This window comes from Thermomonas sp. (assembly GCF_035369645.1).
Classification (GTDB): domain Bacteria; phylum Pseudomonadota; class Gammaproteobacteria; order Xanthomonadales; family Xanthomonadaceae; genus Thermomonas.
Genome location: NZ_DAOOUM010000014.1, coordinates 1300 through 15869, shown reverse-complemented (window position 1 = coordinate 15869; position 14570 = coordinate 1300). Strand labels below are relative to the sequence as shown.

Genomic DNA, 14570 nt, shown 5'->3' with positions numbered 1-14570 from the left:
TGGCGTGGCATGATATTGCCATTGCCTGACGCACCTGTGACCAAGCCACCCATGTCCGTGTTCCTCGATTTTATTGCCGGCGGCCTACTGCAACTGAGTTGGCTGGAAATGTTGTTGTACTTGCTGGTGGTCACCCAGATCACCATTTTTACGGTGACCTTGTATCTGCACCGTAGCCAAGCGCATCGCGGGGTGGATTTCCATCCGGTCATCGCGCATTTTTTCCGTTTCTGGAGTTGGCTGACCACCTCGATGCTGACCCGTGAGTGGACGGCGATCCATCGCAAACATCACGCCAAATGCGAGACCGAGGACGATCCGCATAGCCCGATGATCAAGGGCATCGGCACGGTGTTCTGGCGTGGTGGCGACCTATACCGCGAGGCGCGGCTGGACCGCGCCTGCATCGAGCAATACGGCAAGGGCTGCCCGGACGACAGGGTGGAACGCAAGCTCTACACGCGCTTCCCCAATCTGGGCGTGCAACTGTTGCTGCTGGTCAGTTTTGTGCTGTTTGGTGCCAAAGGGGTGGCGGCATGGGCGATCCAGATGGCGTGGATCCCGTTTTGGGCCGCCGGCGTCATCAATGGTTTGGGCCACTGGTGGGGCTATCGCAATTTTGAAACCACCGACACCGCCACCAATCTGACCCCGTGGGCGGTGTGGATTGGTGGCGAAGAATTGCACAACAATCATCATGCTTTTCCGTCTTCGGCGCGGTTTGCGATGCGGCGTTTTGAATTTGATATCGGCTGGGCCGCCATCGGTGTGCTGCAAGCCCTGCGCCTGGCAAAAGTGTTGCGGGTGGCGCCCAAGCTCAACCTGCGGCCCAACATCAACACACCCGACGCAGAAACCCTGAAAGCCTTGGTGGCGCACCGCTTCCAAGCGATGACCGATTACCAACGCAATGTATTGAAGCCGGCCCTGCGCGAAGAAGCCGCAGCGGCAGGCGCAAAATTGCGTGGGTTGTTGCCGCGCAAATTGCGTAAGGGCTTGGCCGATGATGGCCGTTGGCTGAAGCCCGACGCGCGTGCGCAGCTGCAAGATTGGGTAGCTAGCCGCCCGCGCATCCAAGCTCTGGTCGACCATCGCCGGCGTTTGGTCGAGGTGTTGGAAAGCCGCAGCCATGACGCCACAGAAAAATTGAAGCGCCTGCAAGCATGGTGCAGCGAGGCCGAAGCCAGCGGCGTGCGCGCACTGCAAGACTACGCCGCACGTTTGCGCGGCTATGCGCTGTTGCCGGCATGAGGCGCGCGTTTGCACTGGCGGTGCTTGCCGGCGGGCTTTCGCTGGCGGCAGCTGCGCAAGTGCAGCGCAGCAGTGATTATCTGTCGAAGATGGACAGCGACCACGACGGGCGTGTGTCCTTGCTCGAATATCAAGACTGGTTGAGCTATGCCTTTGATGGCATGGATCGCAACCACGATGGCGTGTTGTCGGCCGATGAGCAGCCCGCTGGCAAGGGCAAGCCCATCACCCGCGCGGCCTACCGCGCGCAACTGGCCGAACGGTTTCACAAGCAAGACGTGAACCACGATGGGTTCTTGAGCGCCAAAGAGCTGGCCGCGCCACCGCAATAGCTGCGGCATCATCGTGGTCAGACGTAAAATGGCCACGACTTTCGCAACCCTCTGTAGCGACGTGCAGCATGGCCAAGCCCAACCCATTGCAACAACAACTTCTCAAGGCAGGTTTGGTCAAAAAATCCAAAGTCGCTGAAGTCGCACGCGAGCAGCATGTGGCGCACCACGCCAAAGCGACAAAAACACCCAGTGAGATTCAACAAGAGGCAGAGCGCGCCCGCGCCGAGAAAACCGACCGCGACCGCGCGCTGCAAGCCGAACGCAAAGCCCATGCCCGCAATGCCGAACTGCGTGCGCAGGCACGGCAAATCATCGAAGACAAAAAACAACCGCGCACCGGCGAGCTGGAATACCGCTTCAGTACCGGCGACGCCATCCGCACATTGCGAGTCAACGAGGATCTGCGCAAAAAGCTGGCCGCCGGCGTGCTGGTGATCGTGCAATTGGGTGAGCGCTTCGAGCTACTGCCGCGCGCCGCCGCCGACAAGGTGCGCGAGCGCGCGCCAGAGTGGATCGTGCTAGATCACGGCACCAGCACCGCGCCTGCCGCCAGCCATTCCGAAGACGATGCGTATTACGCGCAGTTTGTGGTGCCGGATGATTTGATCTGGTGAGCGTTGTGTCGCGCGTAAATGACGGGCGGGGGAGTGGCAAATTTTTAGAAAAATGAAATACCCGGGTAATTATTGATTTGGGTTGCAGTGCAGCATCCATCTGCCACGCAGGCTTGCTAGACTGGCGTTTCAACCGACTGTCCGGAATGGAGCGCGCGATGAATTGGCTCAATGAAATGCTGCAAAACGACCCCGATCCGCAAGAATCGCGGGAGTGGATCGAGTCGATGAAAGCGGTCATCGACCACGACGGCCCGCAGCGCGCGCACCAATTGCTGGAAGGCATGGTGGAAATGACCCGGCGTGCCGGGACGCATATGCCGTTTTCGCCCACCACGGCGTATATCAACACCATTCCTGCGCACCTAGAGCCGCAAATGCCGGGTGATGCGCACTTGGAATGGCGCTTGCGTTCAATCATCCGCTGGAACGCGATGGCGATGGTGGTGCGCGCCAATCGCAAGCCGGGTTCGCTGGGTGGGCATATCGCCAGTTTTGCCAGTTCGGCAACGTTGTACGACGTCGGTTTCAACCACTTCTGGCGTGCGCCTTCCGAACACCACCCGGGGGATTTGCTGTACATCCAAGGCCACAGTTCGCCGGGCATTTACTCGCGCGCTTTCTTGGAAGGCCGGATCAATGCAGACCAGCTGGAAAACTTCCGGATGGAAGTCGATGGCCGCGGCATTTCCAGCTACCCGCACCCGTGGCTGATGCCTGATTTCTGGCAGACCCCCACCGTTAGCATGGGCTTGGGCCCTCTGGCCGCGATCTATCAGGCGCGCAGCTGGAAATATTTGGAAGCCCGCGGATTGGTGCCAAAGTCCGACCGCAAGGTTTGGTGTTTCTTGGGCGATGGCGAAACCGACGAGCCCGAATCGCTGGGTGCCATTGGCGTGGCTGGCCGCGAAGGGTTGGATAACCTAGTGTTTGTGATCAACTGCAATTTGCAGCGGTTAGATGGGCCGGTGCGCGGCAACGGCAAAATCATTCAGGATTTGGAAGGTCAGTTCCGGGGTGCCGGCTGGAATGTCATCAAGACCATTTGGGGCAGCTATTGGGATCCGTTGCTGGCCAAGGACACCGATGGCCTGTTGCGCAAAGTGATGATGGATACCGTGGATGGCGAGTATCAAAACTGCAAGGCATTTGGTGGTGCCTATACGCGCGAGCATTTCTTCGGCAAAACGCCGCAAACCTTGGCAATGGTGTCCAGCCTGTCGGATGACGATATCTGGCGTTTGAACCGCGGTGGCCACGACCCGCACAAGGTGTATGCCGCCTATGACGCCGCCAGCAAGACCGTGGGGCAGCCGACCGTCATTTTGGCCAAGACCGTGAAGGGCTACGGCATGGGCAGTGCCGGTGAGGCACTGAACCCCACCCACCAAACCAAGAAGCTGGACAACGACGCAGTACGCGCCTTCCGCGACCGTTTCCAATTGCCGATCAGTGATGAGCAGTTGAAGGATGGCGCGGTGCCGTTCTACAAACCGGACGACAAGTCGCCGGAAATGGACTACATGCGCGAACGTCGCGCTGCGCTGGGCGGGCATTTGCCGCAGCGCCGGCAAAAGGCCAGCCAAGCGTTGGAGGTGCCGCCGTTGGCGACCTTCGAACGCCTGCTCAAATCCACCGGCGAGCGCGAAATCAGCACCACCATGGCCTTCGTGCAGATGTTCAACATCATCCTGCGCGACAAACAGGTCGGCCCACGTTGCGTACCGATCGTGGCCGACGAGGCGCGCACTTTTGGTATGGAAGGTTTGTTCCGCCAGCTCGGCATCTATGCGCCGCAAGGCCAGAAATACAAGCCGGTGGATGCCGACCAATTGATGTTCTATCGCGAGGATGCCGCCGGCCAAGTGTTGGAAGAAGGCATCACCGAGGCCGGCGCATTCGCCAGCTGGATGGCGCTGGCGACCGCCTATAGCAGCAGCAATTTGCAGATGCTGCCGTTCTACATCTATTACTCGATGTTTGGCTTCCAGCGCATCGGCGACTTTGCGTGGCAGGCCGGTGACATGCGCGCGCGCGGCTTCGTGCTAGGCGGCACGGCTGGCCGCACCACCCTCAATGGCGAAGGTTTGCAGCACGAAGACGGGCATTCGCATGTGCAAAGTGCGCTGATTCCCAATGTGCGTAGTTACGACCCGACCTTTGCCTACGAGGTCATCACCATCATGCAATACGGTATGCAGCGCATGCTGGCCGAGCAGCATGACGAGTACTTCTACGTCACCTTGATGAATGAAAACTACACCCACCCGGAGATGCCGGAAGGCAGTGCCGAGGGGATCATCAGGGGCATGTATTTGTTGCAGGATGCGGGCAAGGGCAAAAAGACCGATTTGCGCGTGCAGTTGTTGGGTAGCGGCACCATCTTGCGTGAGGTGATTGCTGCCGCCGACTTGCTGGACAAGGATTTTGGCATCAAGGCGGATATCTGGTCGTGCCCCAGCTTTACGGAACTGGCACGCGACGGTGCCGATGCCGAACGCTGGAACCGCTTCCACCCGGAAGCCAAGACGCCGCGCAAGGCGTGGGTGACCCAATTGCTGGAAGGTCGCCAAGGGCCGGCGATTTGCGCCACCGACTATGTACGCACGTTTGCCAATCAGATTCGCGAGTATGTACCCATGCGCTACAGCGTGTTGGGTACCGACGGCTATGGCCGCAGCGATACCCGCGAAAACCTGCGCCGCCATTTCGAGGTGGACCGCTGGCATGTGGCGCAAGCCGCCGTGGCGGCATTGGCTGCCGAAGGCAAGCTGACGGCCAAGGATGTGGCGCGTGCAATCAAGCTGTACAAGCTGGATACCGAGAAAGCCAACCCGTTGCTTGCGTAAATGACGCGGTAACGCATTCCCGCAGCCGCCGGCAAGTGCCGCGGCTGCGGGGTATCGGCAGGCTTCAGCTGCGCAAGGCTTGTAGCACCGCCGCTTCCGGCACATCGGCCACCACTTGGGCACTGCCGGGGCCTTGCCACAGGATGAAGCGCAGGCCACTGGCTTGTGCTTTTTTGTCCAAGCGCATGCGCGCCAGCAGGGCATCAGGCACCAGCCCGGTGGGCATGTCTACCGGCAAATCAAAACGCTGCAGCAGGTCACGCAACGCATCTGCAGATGCACTCGTGGCCATGCCCAGGACGCTGGATAGGCGTGCTGCCAGCACCATCCCAACGGCCACCGCTTCGCCATGGTTGAAGCCGTGGGCATAGCCTTGTTCGGCTTCGATCGCATGCGCAAAGGTATGCCCGAAGTTGAGCAGTGCGCGGTCGCCGTGCTCAAATGGGTCGCGTTCGGTAATCGCGGCCTTGTGCGTGCAGCTGCGGGCGATGGCCTCCGCCAGGCTGGCATCGTCATCGGCAAGCAATGCATCGCAGTGTGCAGCCAGCCACTGCAGGAAATCGGCATCCACAATCGCGCCGTATTTGATGACCTCGGCAAGCCCCGCGCGCAATTCGCGCGGTGGCAGCGTGCGCAGGGTGGTGGTGTCGGCAATCACGGCGCGCGGTGGATGAAACGCGCCCACCAGATTCTTGCCTTGTGGCATATCCACGGCGGTCTTGCCACCCACGGAAGAATCCACCATCGCCAGCAAGCTGGTGGGCAATTGCACCACATCAATGCCGCGCATCCAGCACGCGCCGGCAAACCCGGCCATATCACCAATGACGCCGCCACCTAGTGCATAGATGCAGGCATCGCGGGTGGCACCCAAGTTGGCAAGCACGTCGATCACGCCGGCAAAATTGGTCAGGGTTTTCTCTGCTTCACCGGCGTCGATGACGTGGCGGGCGATGCGCAATTCTGGCTGTGCAGCACGCAATGCGGCCTCCACCCGTTTTGCATACAACGGTGCCACATTGGCATCGCTGACGATCAGTGCATGGCGGCCACGCAGGGTGGCCGTGAGCAGGTTGCCGTCATCCAACAAGCCGGGGCCAATATGGATGCGATAAGGTGCCGCTCCGCGCACATCAACTTGGTGTTGCAACACGCTCATGCGCAGGATTCCTGAAGGGAGTGAAGATGCCGCAGCACGTCCGCGGCAAGTTGGTCGGGTGTCTGCGTGCTGGTGTCGATCGTGCAAGTGGCAAGCTGCCGATACAACGGTTCGCGTTGCGCTTGTAGTGCGGCAAGCCGTTGTGCCGGCGCTTCTGTGGTCAGCAGGGGGCGGTTGCTGTCGCCAGCGATGCGTCGCAATTGCGCGTCTGCCGAGACATGCAGATACACCACGGCAGCCGCCGTCTGGATTGCAGCGCGATTGTCCGCACACAGCACCGCGCCACCGCCAGTGGCAATCACCGAAGGTGCGCTGGTCAGCGCCGCAGCCAAGGCAAGCGATTCGCGCTGGCGAAAGCCGGCCTCGCCTTCGGCAGTAAAAATGGCCGGAATCGACATCCCGGCTGCCGCTACGATGTCGGCATCCACGTCCACAAAAGGCAGTTGCAGGCGCGTGGCCAAGACGCGGCCCAGCGTGCTTTTGCCGCTGCCCATGGGGCCGATCAAGACGATGTGGCGGCGGTTTTGCATTGCAGCATGCTAACAGCCAGATGCGCAGGTTTCGCGGACGCGCGACAATAGTGGTATGCACACGCTACCGAATGACATCCTGACCACCTTCAATACGTTGTTTGCCGAGGCGCAGGCCGCCGGCGAGCCGGATCGCACCGCGATGACCGTGGCCAGCGTGGATGCGCAGGGCCGCCCGTCGGCGCGCATCGTGTTGCTGAAACACCATGACGCGCAAGGGTTTGTGTTCTATACCCATTTGGATGGGCGCAAAGGCCACGAATTGCAGGCGCATCCACAGGCCGCATTGCTGTTTTATTGGCCGCGCGTGCGCAATGGTGTGCAGGTGCGTTTGGAGGGTGCGGTGGAGATCGTATCGGTGGCTGAGGCCGATGCCTATTTCGCCAGCCGCCCGCGTGGCAGCCAGCTGGGCGCGTGGGCTTCGCAGCAGTCGCAGACACTGGATGCGCGGGAGACATTTGATGCGCGTTTGGCGCAAGTCGAAGCCGAGTTTGCGGGGCGCGATGTGCCGCGCCCGCCGCGCTGGAGTGGGTTTCGGCTGCGTCCACACGCGGTCGAGTTTTGGTATGCCGCAAGCTATCGTCTGCACCAGCGCCACCTGCACGAATGCGATGCCGATGGCACGTGGTCGCAACGGATGTTGTACCCGTAATGGGCACAGGCCCGCATTCTTGAGGATGCCGACGAGGTGATCCGGCACGCACCCGACATTATGCTGGGCTCGTGGTGCGGTAAAAAATTTCGCCCTGAAAATGTCGCCGCCCGGCCCGGCTGGGATGCCATCCCGGCGGTACGCGACGGGCAATTATTCGAGATCAAATCGCCGATCATTTTGCAACCAGGGCCTGCCGCCTTGACCGACGGGGTGGCCGAAATCGCAGCAATCATTCAGCGCTGGGATCAGCGTTGAAGCGCGAACGTGCGGATTCAATCATTGGCAGCAGATAATGCCGCCCCACGCACGCGGGCGGCGTGGATGGCGGCATCCACCAACGTGCGCAAGCCGCCGGTTTCGAAGGTGTCGATTGCCGCTTGCGTGGTGCCGCCGGGCGAGGTGACGCGGCGACGCAGTTCGGCGGCATCCACCTCCGCTTCGGTCAGCATGCGTGCCGCGCCCAGTACGGTTTGCAGGACCAGCGTGCGTGCGGCATCGGCAGGCAGACCTTGCTGGATACCGGCGGCGATCATGCTTTCGGCCAGCAAAAAAACATAGGCCGGGCCGCTGCCCGACACCGCGGTCACCGCGTCCATCAAGGCTTCATCGGCAAGCCACACGGTTTGACCGGCGGCGGCCAGCAAGCTGTCAGCAAACGCGCGCTCTTGCGCATCCACGCGCGCGCTGGCGTACAGGCCGGTCACACCCGCGCCCAGCAGGGCCGGCGTATTGGGCATTGTGCGCACGATTTTGCTATTGCCGCCCAGCCAGCGTTCCAGTTGCGCGGTGGTGATGCCGGCAGCAATCGAGATCACCAATGGTTGACTGGCTTGCGCCTGCGTGGCCAGTGCCGCGCAAACATCACGCAGCACTTGTGGTTTGGTGGCCAGTACCCACGTCTGTGCGCCGGCCGTGGCCTGTGCGCCATCGGCAAACACGGTCACACCAAAGTCTGCGGCCAAGGCCTCGCGCAGGGCGGCAACCGGCTCGGCAACGTGGATGCTGGCCGGCGTGTGGCCTTGGGCAATCAGGCCGCCAATCAAGCTGCGTGCCATATTGCCGCCGCCGATGAAGGCGATGTGGTTGTTCATGCGGGGGTTCCTTGCTTGGGCGCGCGCGGGCCAAACAGTGCGCTGCCGATGCGCACCATGGTCGCACCTTCTGTAATGGCTTCAACAAAATCTTCGCTCATACCCATCGATAACGTATCGATGTGCGGATATTGCACCGCCAGTGTGTCGAACAATGCGGCCATATCCGCGAATGCGTGACGGCGGCGCGGCATGTCCGGGACGGGTGCGGGGATCGCCATCAGCCCGCGCAAGCGCAGCCGTGGCGCGGCGGCAATTGCGGCGGCCAATGCCCCGATCTCTTGCGGATGACAGCCCGATTTGCTGGCTTCGTCGTCGATATTGACCTGTATCAGGACATCGAGTGGCGGCAGGGTGTCGGCACGATGCTGCGCCAGTGCCGCCACCAGTTTGCTGCGATCGACGGTTTGCACCCAGTCAAATGCATTCGCCGCCAGCGCCGCTTTGTTGGACTGCAAATGCCCAATCAAATGCCATTCCAGACCCAATCCGCGCAACGCCTGTATTTTTGGCAAGGCTTCTTGCACGTAGTTCTCACCAAACGCGCGTTGCCCAGCGCGCGCCATATCGGCAATGGCGTTGGCGTCGCGGGTCTTGGAAACCGCCAACAGGCGTACTGTTGGCCTGCCGGGGCGGCGGCTTGCGTTTTCGATCAAGGACATGGCCGAATGCAAGGCCGCTTCTGTCGTTGCAATGGGATCTGGCACGGTGGTGGTTGTACGTGGGCCGGGGTGGCGCTCATACTGCCTGCGGGGCGCGGGCCGTGCCAGCAGTAGTTGGGGTGCAGGCCGGCAATCAATTCACTTTGGGTTGGGGAGTACGCATGGATATCGCTGAACTTCTGGCATTCTCGGTCAAGAACAAGGCCTCGGATTTACACCTGTCGGCAGGCCTGCCGCCGATGATTCGCGTGGATGGCGATGTCCGGCGCATCAATATTCCGGCGCTGGATCACAAACAAGTGCACGCGCTGGTGTACGACATCATGTCCGACAAGCAGCGGCGTGACTTTGAAGAATTTCTGGAAGTCGATTTCAGTTTTGAAATCCCCAGCTTGGCGCGTTTCCGTGTCAATGCCTTCAACCAGAACCGTGGCGCCGGTGCGGTGTTCCGTACCATTCCCTCGGAAGTGTTGACGCTGGAAGACTTGGGCTGCCCGCGCGTCTTCAAGGAATTGATCGAGCAACCACAGGGCTTGATCTTGGTGACCGGGCCCACAGGCTCGGGTAAGTCCACCACGCTGGCGGCGATGATCGACCACATCAACAAAAATGAGTACGGGCATATTTTGTCGGTGGAAGACCCGATCGAGTTTGTCCACACCTCGCAAAAATGCTTGATCAACCAGCGCGAAGTGCACCGCGATACCCACGGCTTCAACGAGGCGCTGCGCAGCGCCCTGCGCGAAGACCCCGACATCATTCTGGTGGGCGAATTGCGCGACTTGGAAACCATCCGGCTGGCATTGACCGCTGCGGAAACCGGGCACTTGGTGTTTGCCACCTTGCATACCAGCTCGGCCGCCAAGACCATCGACCGCATCATCGACGTGTTCCCTGCGGGTGAAAAACCGATGGTGCGCTCGATGCTGTCGGAAAGCTTGCGCGCGGTGATTTCGCAGGCCTTGTTGAAGAAAGTCGGCGGCGGCCGCACTGCTGCACACGAAATCATGGTGGGCACCCCGGCCATCCGTAACCTGATCCGCGAGGACAAGGTGGCGCAGATGTATTCGTCCATCCAGACCGGGCAAAACGCGGGGATGCAGACCCTGGACCAAAACCTGCAAGAATTGGTCAAGCGCGGCATGGTTAGCCGTCAGCAGGCACGTGAATACGCCAAGGACAAGCGGTTGTTCGAGTAAGTCTTGAGCCCGCAGGAGAGCCCCATGAGCAGCATTGATTTCACCTCGTTCCTCAAACTGATGGCGCACCAGAAGGCGTCGGACTTGTTCATCACCGCCGGGATGCCGGCATCGATGAAGGTCAATGGTCGCATCAGCCCGATCACCCAAAGCCCGCTGACGCCGCAACAGTCGCGTGATTTGGTGCTCAACGTGATGACGCCGCAGCAGCGTGAGGAATTCGAAAAAACCCACGAGTGCAATTTCGCCATCGGTGTGGCCGGGGTCGGGCGCTTCCGCGTCAGTTGTTTCTATCAGCGCAATCAAGTCGGCATGGTGTTGCGTCGGATCGAAACACGCATTCCCACGGTGGAAGAACTCAGCCTGCCACCGGTCATCAAAACGCTGTCGATGACCAAACGCGGCTTGATCATTTTCGTGGGGGCGACCGGTACCGGTAAGTCCACATCCTTGGCGGCGATGATCGGCTATCGCAATGCCAATTCCACCGGGCACATCATCACGATTGAAGACCCCATCGAATTTGTGCACAAGCACGACGGCTGCATCATCACCCAGCGCGAAGTTGGCATCGACACCGATAGCTGGGAGAACGCGCTGAAAAATACGCTGCGGCAAGCCCCCGACGTCATCATGATCGGCGAGGTGCGCACCCGCGAGGGCATGGATCACGCCATCGCATTTGCTGAAACGGGGCACTTGGTGTTGTGCACGCTGCACGCCAACAATGCCAATCAGGCGATGGACCGCATCATCAACTTCTTCCCCGAGGAGCGCCGCAGCCAATTGCTGATGGATTTGTCGCTGAACCTCAAGGGTGTGGTGGCGCAGCAGTTGGTGCCCACTCCCGATGGTAAGGCGCGCCGAGTGGCGATGGAAATTTTGCTGGGCACGCCACTGGTGCAAGACTACATCCGTGATGGCGAGATCCACAAGCTGAAGGAAGTGATGAAGGAGTCCGTGCAAATGGGCATGAAAACCTTCGATCAAAGCCTGTTCGAGCTGTATCAAGCTGGCGAAATCAGCTATGAAGATGCGTTGCGTTTTGCTGACTCCAGTAATGAGGTGCGCCTGCGCATCAAGCTGGCACAAGGTGGCGATGCCCGCACCTTGGCACAGGGCTTGGACGGGGTGGAAGTGGCCGAGGCACGTTAAGGCGTCGCGAACACGCGCCTTGGGGGGGCACACCGAGGCGTTGAAGACGCTTTGATACTGCCGGTATCCCCGCCTGCACGGGGATGCCGGTGTGTTTGGCGTTGTCCTAAGCATTCTCAAAGCTTGGTTCGCCACACTGGCGGCATCCGTAAATTTCACGATGTCGCCATGCCGCACCTGTGTCTTGTTTCTGCCCGCCGTATCGCCCTGTTGAGCCCCCTCGTATTGAGCTTGCTGGCCTGTGGCGGCAAGCCTGAGGCGGGTAGTGAGGACAGCAGCCCCAAAGCCGATGCGCAGGGCCGCATCGTGCTGACCGAGGCGCAGCTGAAAAATCTCGGCATCACCCAAGTTGCTGCCACAGCCGCCACGGTGGTACCGATCACCGGCCTGCCTGCGCATATCACCGCCCCCTTGGCGGCCAGCACCGAGGTCACCGTGCCCTATGCCGGCGTGGTGACCCAAGTGTTGGTTGATGAAGGCAGTCAGGTACAACGTGGGCAGCCGATGCTGCGCGTGCAAAGCCGCGAATTGGTGACACTGCAAGCCGAATTGGCGCGCGCACGCGCCGAGGCGGGTGTAGCGCAACAGCAAGCCCAGCGCGATGCAGTATTGTTCAAGGAAGGCCTGATTGCGCAAGCGCGCACGCAAGAAAGCGGTGCGCGTGCGGCCATTGCCCGAGCCAGCGTGGCGCAGGCCAATCTGCAATTGACGCAGCTTCGCCCCAGCACGCGTGGGGCGCCGGGGGAGTTTGAATTGCTGGCCCCGCAGGCGGGGCGGGTATTGCATCGCGCGGTGAAGCCCGGGCAAGCCTTGGATGCCTTGGCATCTGCCTTCACGCTGGTGACCGGGGAGAGTCTGGATGTCGAATTCAACATCCCGCTGGCGCTGCGCGATGCGGTGCAGCCGGGGCTTGCGGTGGAATTACCGGCGGGTGCGCGTGCCAAGGTGATGGCGGTGGGTGGCGATGCCGATGCGGGCGCGCAAGGCCTGCGTGTGCGTGCGCAGGTGCAAGCAGCCAGTGCGCTGCTACCGGGGCAGCAATTGGAAGCCAGCCTGCATTTGCCGGCACCCACCGCAGCGGTGACGGTGCCGGCTTCGGCCCTGCTACAACAAGGTGAGCGTCACGTGCTGTATGTGCGCCAAGGGCAGGCATGGCATGGCGTGGTGGTGCACTTGCTGGGCGGTGATGCACGCAGCGCCGTAGTCGTGGGCGAGGGCGTGCACGCCGGGGTCAATGTCGCGGCCAGTGGCGGCAACCTGCTCAAGACCTTGGCACCGGTGGAGTAAGCCATGCTCAACCGTTTGATCGCGTTTTCTTTGCAGCAACGTTTATTGGTATTGCTGGCCGTGCTGGCGCTGGCCGGTGCCGGTTTGCAGGCGTATCTGCAATTGCCCATCGACGCCTACCCCGACATCTCGCCGACGCAGGTGAAGATGATCTTGAAAGCACCCGGCATGACCCCGGAAGAGGTGGAAAGCCGGGTGGTGGCACCACTGGAAATGGAGCTCTTGGGTGTCCCCAATGCGGTGATGCTGCGCTCCACAGCGAAGTATGCAATCGCCGATATCACCTTGGATTTCAAGGAAGGCACGGATATCTATTGGGCGCGGCAGCAAGTGAATGAGCGCTATGCCGGTGTGGCCACGACGCTGCCGGCCAGTGTCGAAGGTGGTTTGGCACCGATTACAACACCGCTTTCCGATGTATTGATGTTCACCATCGAGGGCGCGGGGTTGAGTTTGCAAGACAAGCGCAGCTTGTTGGACTGGACGGTGCGCCCGGCGCTGCGCGCCTTGCCGGGTGTGGCCGATGTGAATGTGCTGGGCGGGCAGGCAAAAAGTTTTGTGGTGGTGCCAGACCGCGCCCGCTTGCTGGCCAATGGCTTGCATTTCAGTGACCTGGTGCAAGCCTTGGAGCGCAACAATCGCAACGATGGTGCCGGGCGCATCAACGCCGGTGAAAACGCCGTGGTGGTGCGGGTGGAAGGCGCGCTGCAAACTGCGGACGACATCGGCAATGTGGTGGTAAAAGCCGGCATGCCGCCACTGCGGATCAAAGATTTGGCCACGGTGCGCATCGACGCCATGACCCGCTACGGCGCGGTGACGCGCGATGGCCAGCACGAAGCAGTGGAAGGGATTGTGGTGGCCCTGCGGGGTGCTGATGCCTCGCAACTGGTGCATGCCGCCGTCGCCAAATTGCAAAGTCTGCAAGCGAGCTTGCCGCCAGGGGTGAAGGTGGTGCCGTTCTACAACCGCAGCAGCCTGATCGAGCGCGCGGTGGCCACCGTACAAGATGCTTTGCTGGAAGCCACCGTGCTGGTGGTGGTCTTGCTGTTGTTGTTCCTGGGTGAGTTGCGTGCTGCCTTGGTGGTGGCGTTGATGCTGCCGTTCGCCGCGCTCTACACGTTTCTGCTGATGCGCTGGACCGGGCAGAGCGCCAACCTGATGAGTCTAGGTGGCCTTGCGATTGCCATCGGCATGTTGGTGGATGCGGCGGTGGTGGTGGTGGAAAACACCGTCACCCGATTAGAGCCGGATGCTGGCAGCGCGCATTTGCCGCGCCTGCACCGGGTGTATGCGGCCACCCGCGAAGTGGCCACACCGGTGGCCGCAGGGATGCTGATCATTGCACTCACCTTCTTGCCACTGCTTACCTTGGAGGGTTTGGAAGGTAAATTATTTGCACCCGTGGCGATGACCATTGTGTTTGCCTTGGGCGCATCGCTGCTGTTGTCGCTGACCTTGGTGCCGGTGTTGGCATCACTGCTGCTCAAGCCGCATGCCCATCACGAGCCGTGGCTGATGCGGCACGTGGGGCGGGTGTATCGGCCGGTCTTGAATGCGGTGTTGGCCAAGCCCAAACGGGCATTGATCCCTGCGGGCATCGCCTTGCTATTGGGCGCTGTGGGCTATCTGAGCGTAGGCAAAAGCTTTATGCCAACGATGGATGAGGGCGACATCTTGGTGCAGCTGGCCAAGTCGCCGGCAATTTCTCTGCAACGCTCGCTGGAATTGGATCTGGCAGTGGAGCGTGCGATCAAAGCCAAAGTGCCGGAAGTGGCGCACA

General features: G+C 61.0%; 12 protein-coding genes and 2 pseudogenes. 10 read left to right on the top strand and 4 right to left on the bottom strand.

Annotated elements, in window-relative coordinates; all coding sequences use genetic code 11:
• The first annotated feature begins 51 nt into the window (after positions 1-51).
• The 4 genes from PK789_RS04260 (at position 52) to aceE (ending at position 5049) form a co-directional block, all read left to right on the top strand.
• Positions 52-1251, top strand: coding sequence for a DesA family fatty acid desaturase (locus PK789_RS04260; RefSeq protein WP_503011893.1), 1200 nt, complete (start codon positions 52-54; stop codon positions 1249-1251).
• Complete coding sequence (locus PK789_RS04255; protein WP_324307247.1) at positions 1248-1583, top strand: EF-hand domain-containing protein; 336 nt, start codon at positions 1248-1250, stop codon at positions 1581-1583. The genes PK789_RS04260 and PK789_RS04255 overlap by 4 nt, the downstream gene beginning before the upstream one ends.
• 68 nt (positions 1584-1651) lie before the next feature.
• Positions 1652-2200: a DUF2058 domain-containing protein gene (locus tag PK789_RS04250; RefSeq protein WP_324307246.1), complete on the top strand. Its 549-nt coding sequence runs from the start codon at positions 1652-1654 to the stop codon at positions 2198-2200.
• A gap of 158 nt (positions 2201-2358) precedes the next feature.
• Positions 2359-5049 carry a pyruvate dehydrogenase (acetyl-transferring), homodimeric type gene (aceE, locus tag PK789_RS04245; protein WP_324307245.1) on the top strand — a complete coding sequence of 897 codons (2691 nt, stop codon included), beginning with the start codon at positions 2359-2361 and terminating at the stop codon, positions 5047-5049.
• Positions 5050-5113: 64 nt separating this feature from the next.
• On the opposite strand, the gene aroB is transcribed toward aceE, so the two are convergent.
• Positions 5114-6208, bottom strand: a complete 1095-nt coding sequence (aroB, locus tag PK789_RS04240) for a 3-dehydroquinate synthase (protein WP_324307243.1) — start codon at positions 6206-6208, stop codon at positions 5114-5116.
• The gene (locus PK789_RS04235; RefSeq protein ID WP_324307242.1) at positions 6205-6738 is read right to left on the bottom strand and encodes a shikimate kinase; all 534 of its coding nucleotides are present in this window, start codon (positions 6736-6738) and stop codon (positions 6205-6207) included. Before PK789_RS04235 ends, aroB begins: the two co-directional genes overlap by 4 nt.
• Before the next feature lie 46 nt (positions 6739-6784).
• Here PK789_RS04235 and pdxH point away from each other — a divergent pair.
• Positions 6785-7390 (top strand): annotated as a pseudogene (gene pdxH / locus PK789_RS04230) (pyridoxamine 5'-phosphate oxidase); the annotation flags it as partial.
• A 3-nt stretch (positions 7391-7393) separates the two neighbouring features.
• Positions 7394-7648 (top strand): annotated as a pseudogene (locus PK789_RS04225) (ABC transporter substrate-binding protein); the annotation flags it as partial.
• 17 nt (positions 7649-7665) lie between these two features.
• Here the strand turns inward: PK789_RS04225 and proC are convergent.
• A complete protein-coding gene (gene proC / locus PK789_RS04220) occupies positions 7666-8484 on the bottom strand; it encodes a pyrroline-5-carboxylate reductase (protein ID WP_324307240.1) in 819 nt (272 codons plus the stop codon).
• Complete coding sequence (locus PK789_RS04215; RefSeq protein WP_324307238.1) at positions 8481-9146, bottom strand: YggS family pyridoxal phosphate-dependent enzyme; 666 nt, start codon at positions 9144-9146, stop codon at positions 8481-8483. Before PK789_RS04215 ends, proC begins: the two co-directional genes overlap by 4 nt.
• Before the next feature lie 161 nt (positions 9147-9307).
• Here PK789_RS04215 and PK789_RS04210 point away from each other — a divergent pair, with 161 nt between their 5' ends.
• From PK789_RS04210 to PK789_RS04195, 4 genes are all read left to right on the top strand, one after another.
• Positions 9308-10345: a type IV pilus twitching motility protein PilT gene (locus PK789_RS04210; protein WP_324307285.1), complete on the top strand. Its 1038-nt coding sequence runs from the start codon at positions 9308-9310 to the stop codon at positions 10343-10345.
• Positions 10346-10369: 24 nt separating this feature from the next.
• Positions 10370-11500: a PilT/PilU family type 4a pilus ATPase gene (locus PK789_RS04205; protein WP_324307237.1), complete on the top strand. Its 1131-nt coding sequence runs from the start codon at positions 10370-10372 to the stop codon at positions 11498-11500.
• A gap of 168 nt (positions 11501-11668) precedes the next feature.
• Entirely contained in the window at positions 11669-12787 is a 1119-nt protein-coding gene (locus PK789_RS04200; RefSeq protein ID WP_324307236.1) for an efflux RND transporter periplasmic adaptor subunit, read from the top strand.
• A 3-nt stretch (positions 12788-12790) separates the two neighbouring features.
• The coding region (locus PK789_RS04195; RefSeq protein ID WP_324307234.1) for an efflux RND transporter permease subunit at positions 12791-14570 on the top strand (1780 nt) is incomplete at its 3' end.

Coding starts and splice junctions, on each gene's coding strand:
- PK789_RS04235 (WP_324307242.1), bottom strand. CDS start 6,738: ATGCAAAACCGCCGCCACATCGTCTTGATCGGCCCCATGGGCAGCGGC.
- PK789_RS04210 (WP_324307285.1), top strand. CDS start 9,308: ATGGATATCGCTGAACTTCTGGCATTCTCGGTCAAGAACAAGGCCTCG.
- aroB (WP_324307243.1), bottom strand. CDS start 6,208: ATGAGCGTGTTGCAACACCAAGTTGATGTGCGCGGAGCGGCACCTTAT.
- proC (WP_324307240.1), bottom strand. CDS start 8,484: ATGAACAACCACATCGCCTTCATCGGCGGCGGCAATATGGCACGCAGC.
- PK789_RS04260 (WP_503011893.1), top strand. CDS start 52: ATGTCCGTGTTCCTCGATTTTATTGCCGGCGGCCTACTGCAACTGAGT.
- aceE (WP_324307245.1), top strand. CDS start 2,359: ATGAATTGGCTCAATGAAATGCTGCAAAACGACCCCGATCCGCAAGAA.
- PK789_RS04215 (WP_324307238.1), bottom strand. CDS start 9,146: ATGTCCTTGATCGAAAACGCAAGCCGCCGCCCCGGCAGGCCAACAGTA.
- PK789_RS04255 (WP_324307247.1), top strand. CDS start 1,248: ATGAGGCGCGCGTTTGCACTGGCGGTGCTTGCCGGCGGGCTTTCGCTG.
- PK789_RS04250 (WP_324307246.1), top strand. CDS start 1,652: ATGGCCAAGCCCAACCCATTGCAACAACAACTTCTCAAGGCAGGTTTG.
- PK789_RS04200 (WP_324307236.1), top strand. CDS start 11,669: ATGCCGCACCTGTGTCTTGTTTCTGCCCGCCGTATCGCCCTGTTGAGC.
- PK789_RS04205 (WP_324307237.1), top strand. CDS start 10,370: ATGAGCAGCATTGATTTCACCTCGTTCCTCAAACTGATGGCGCACCAG.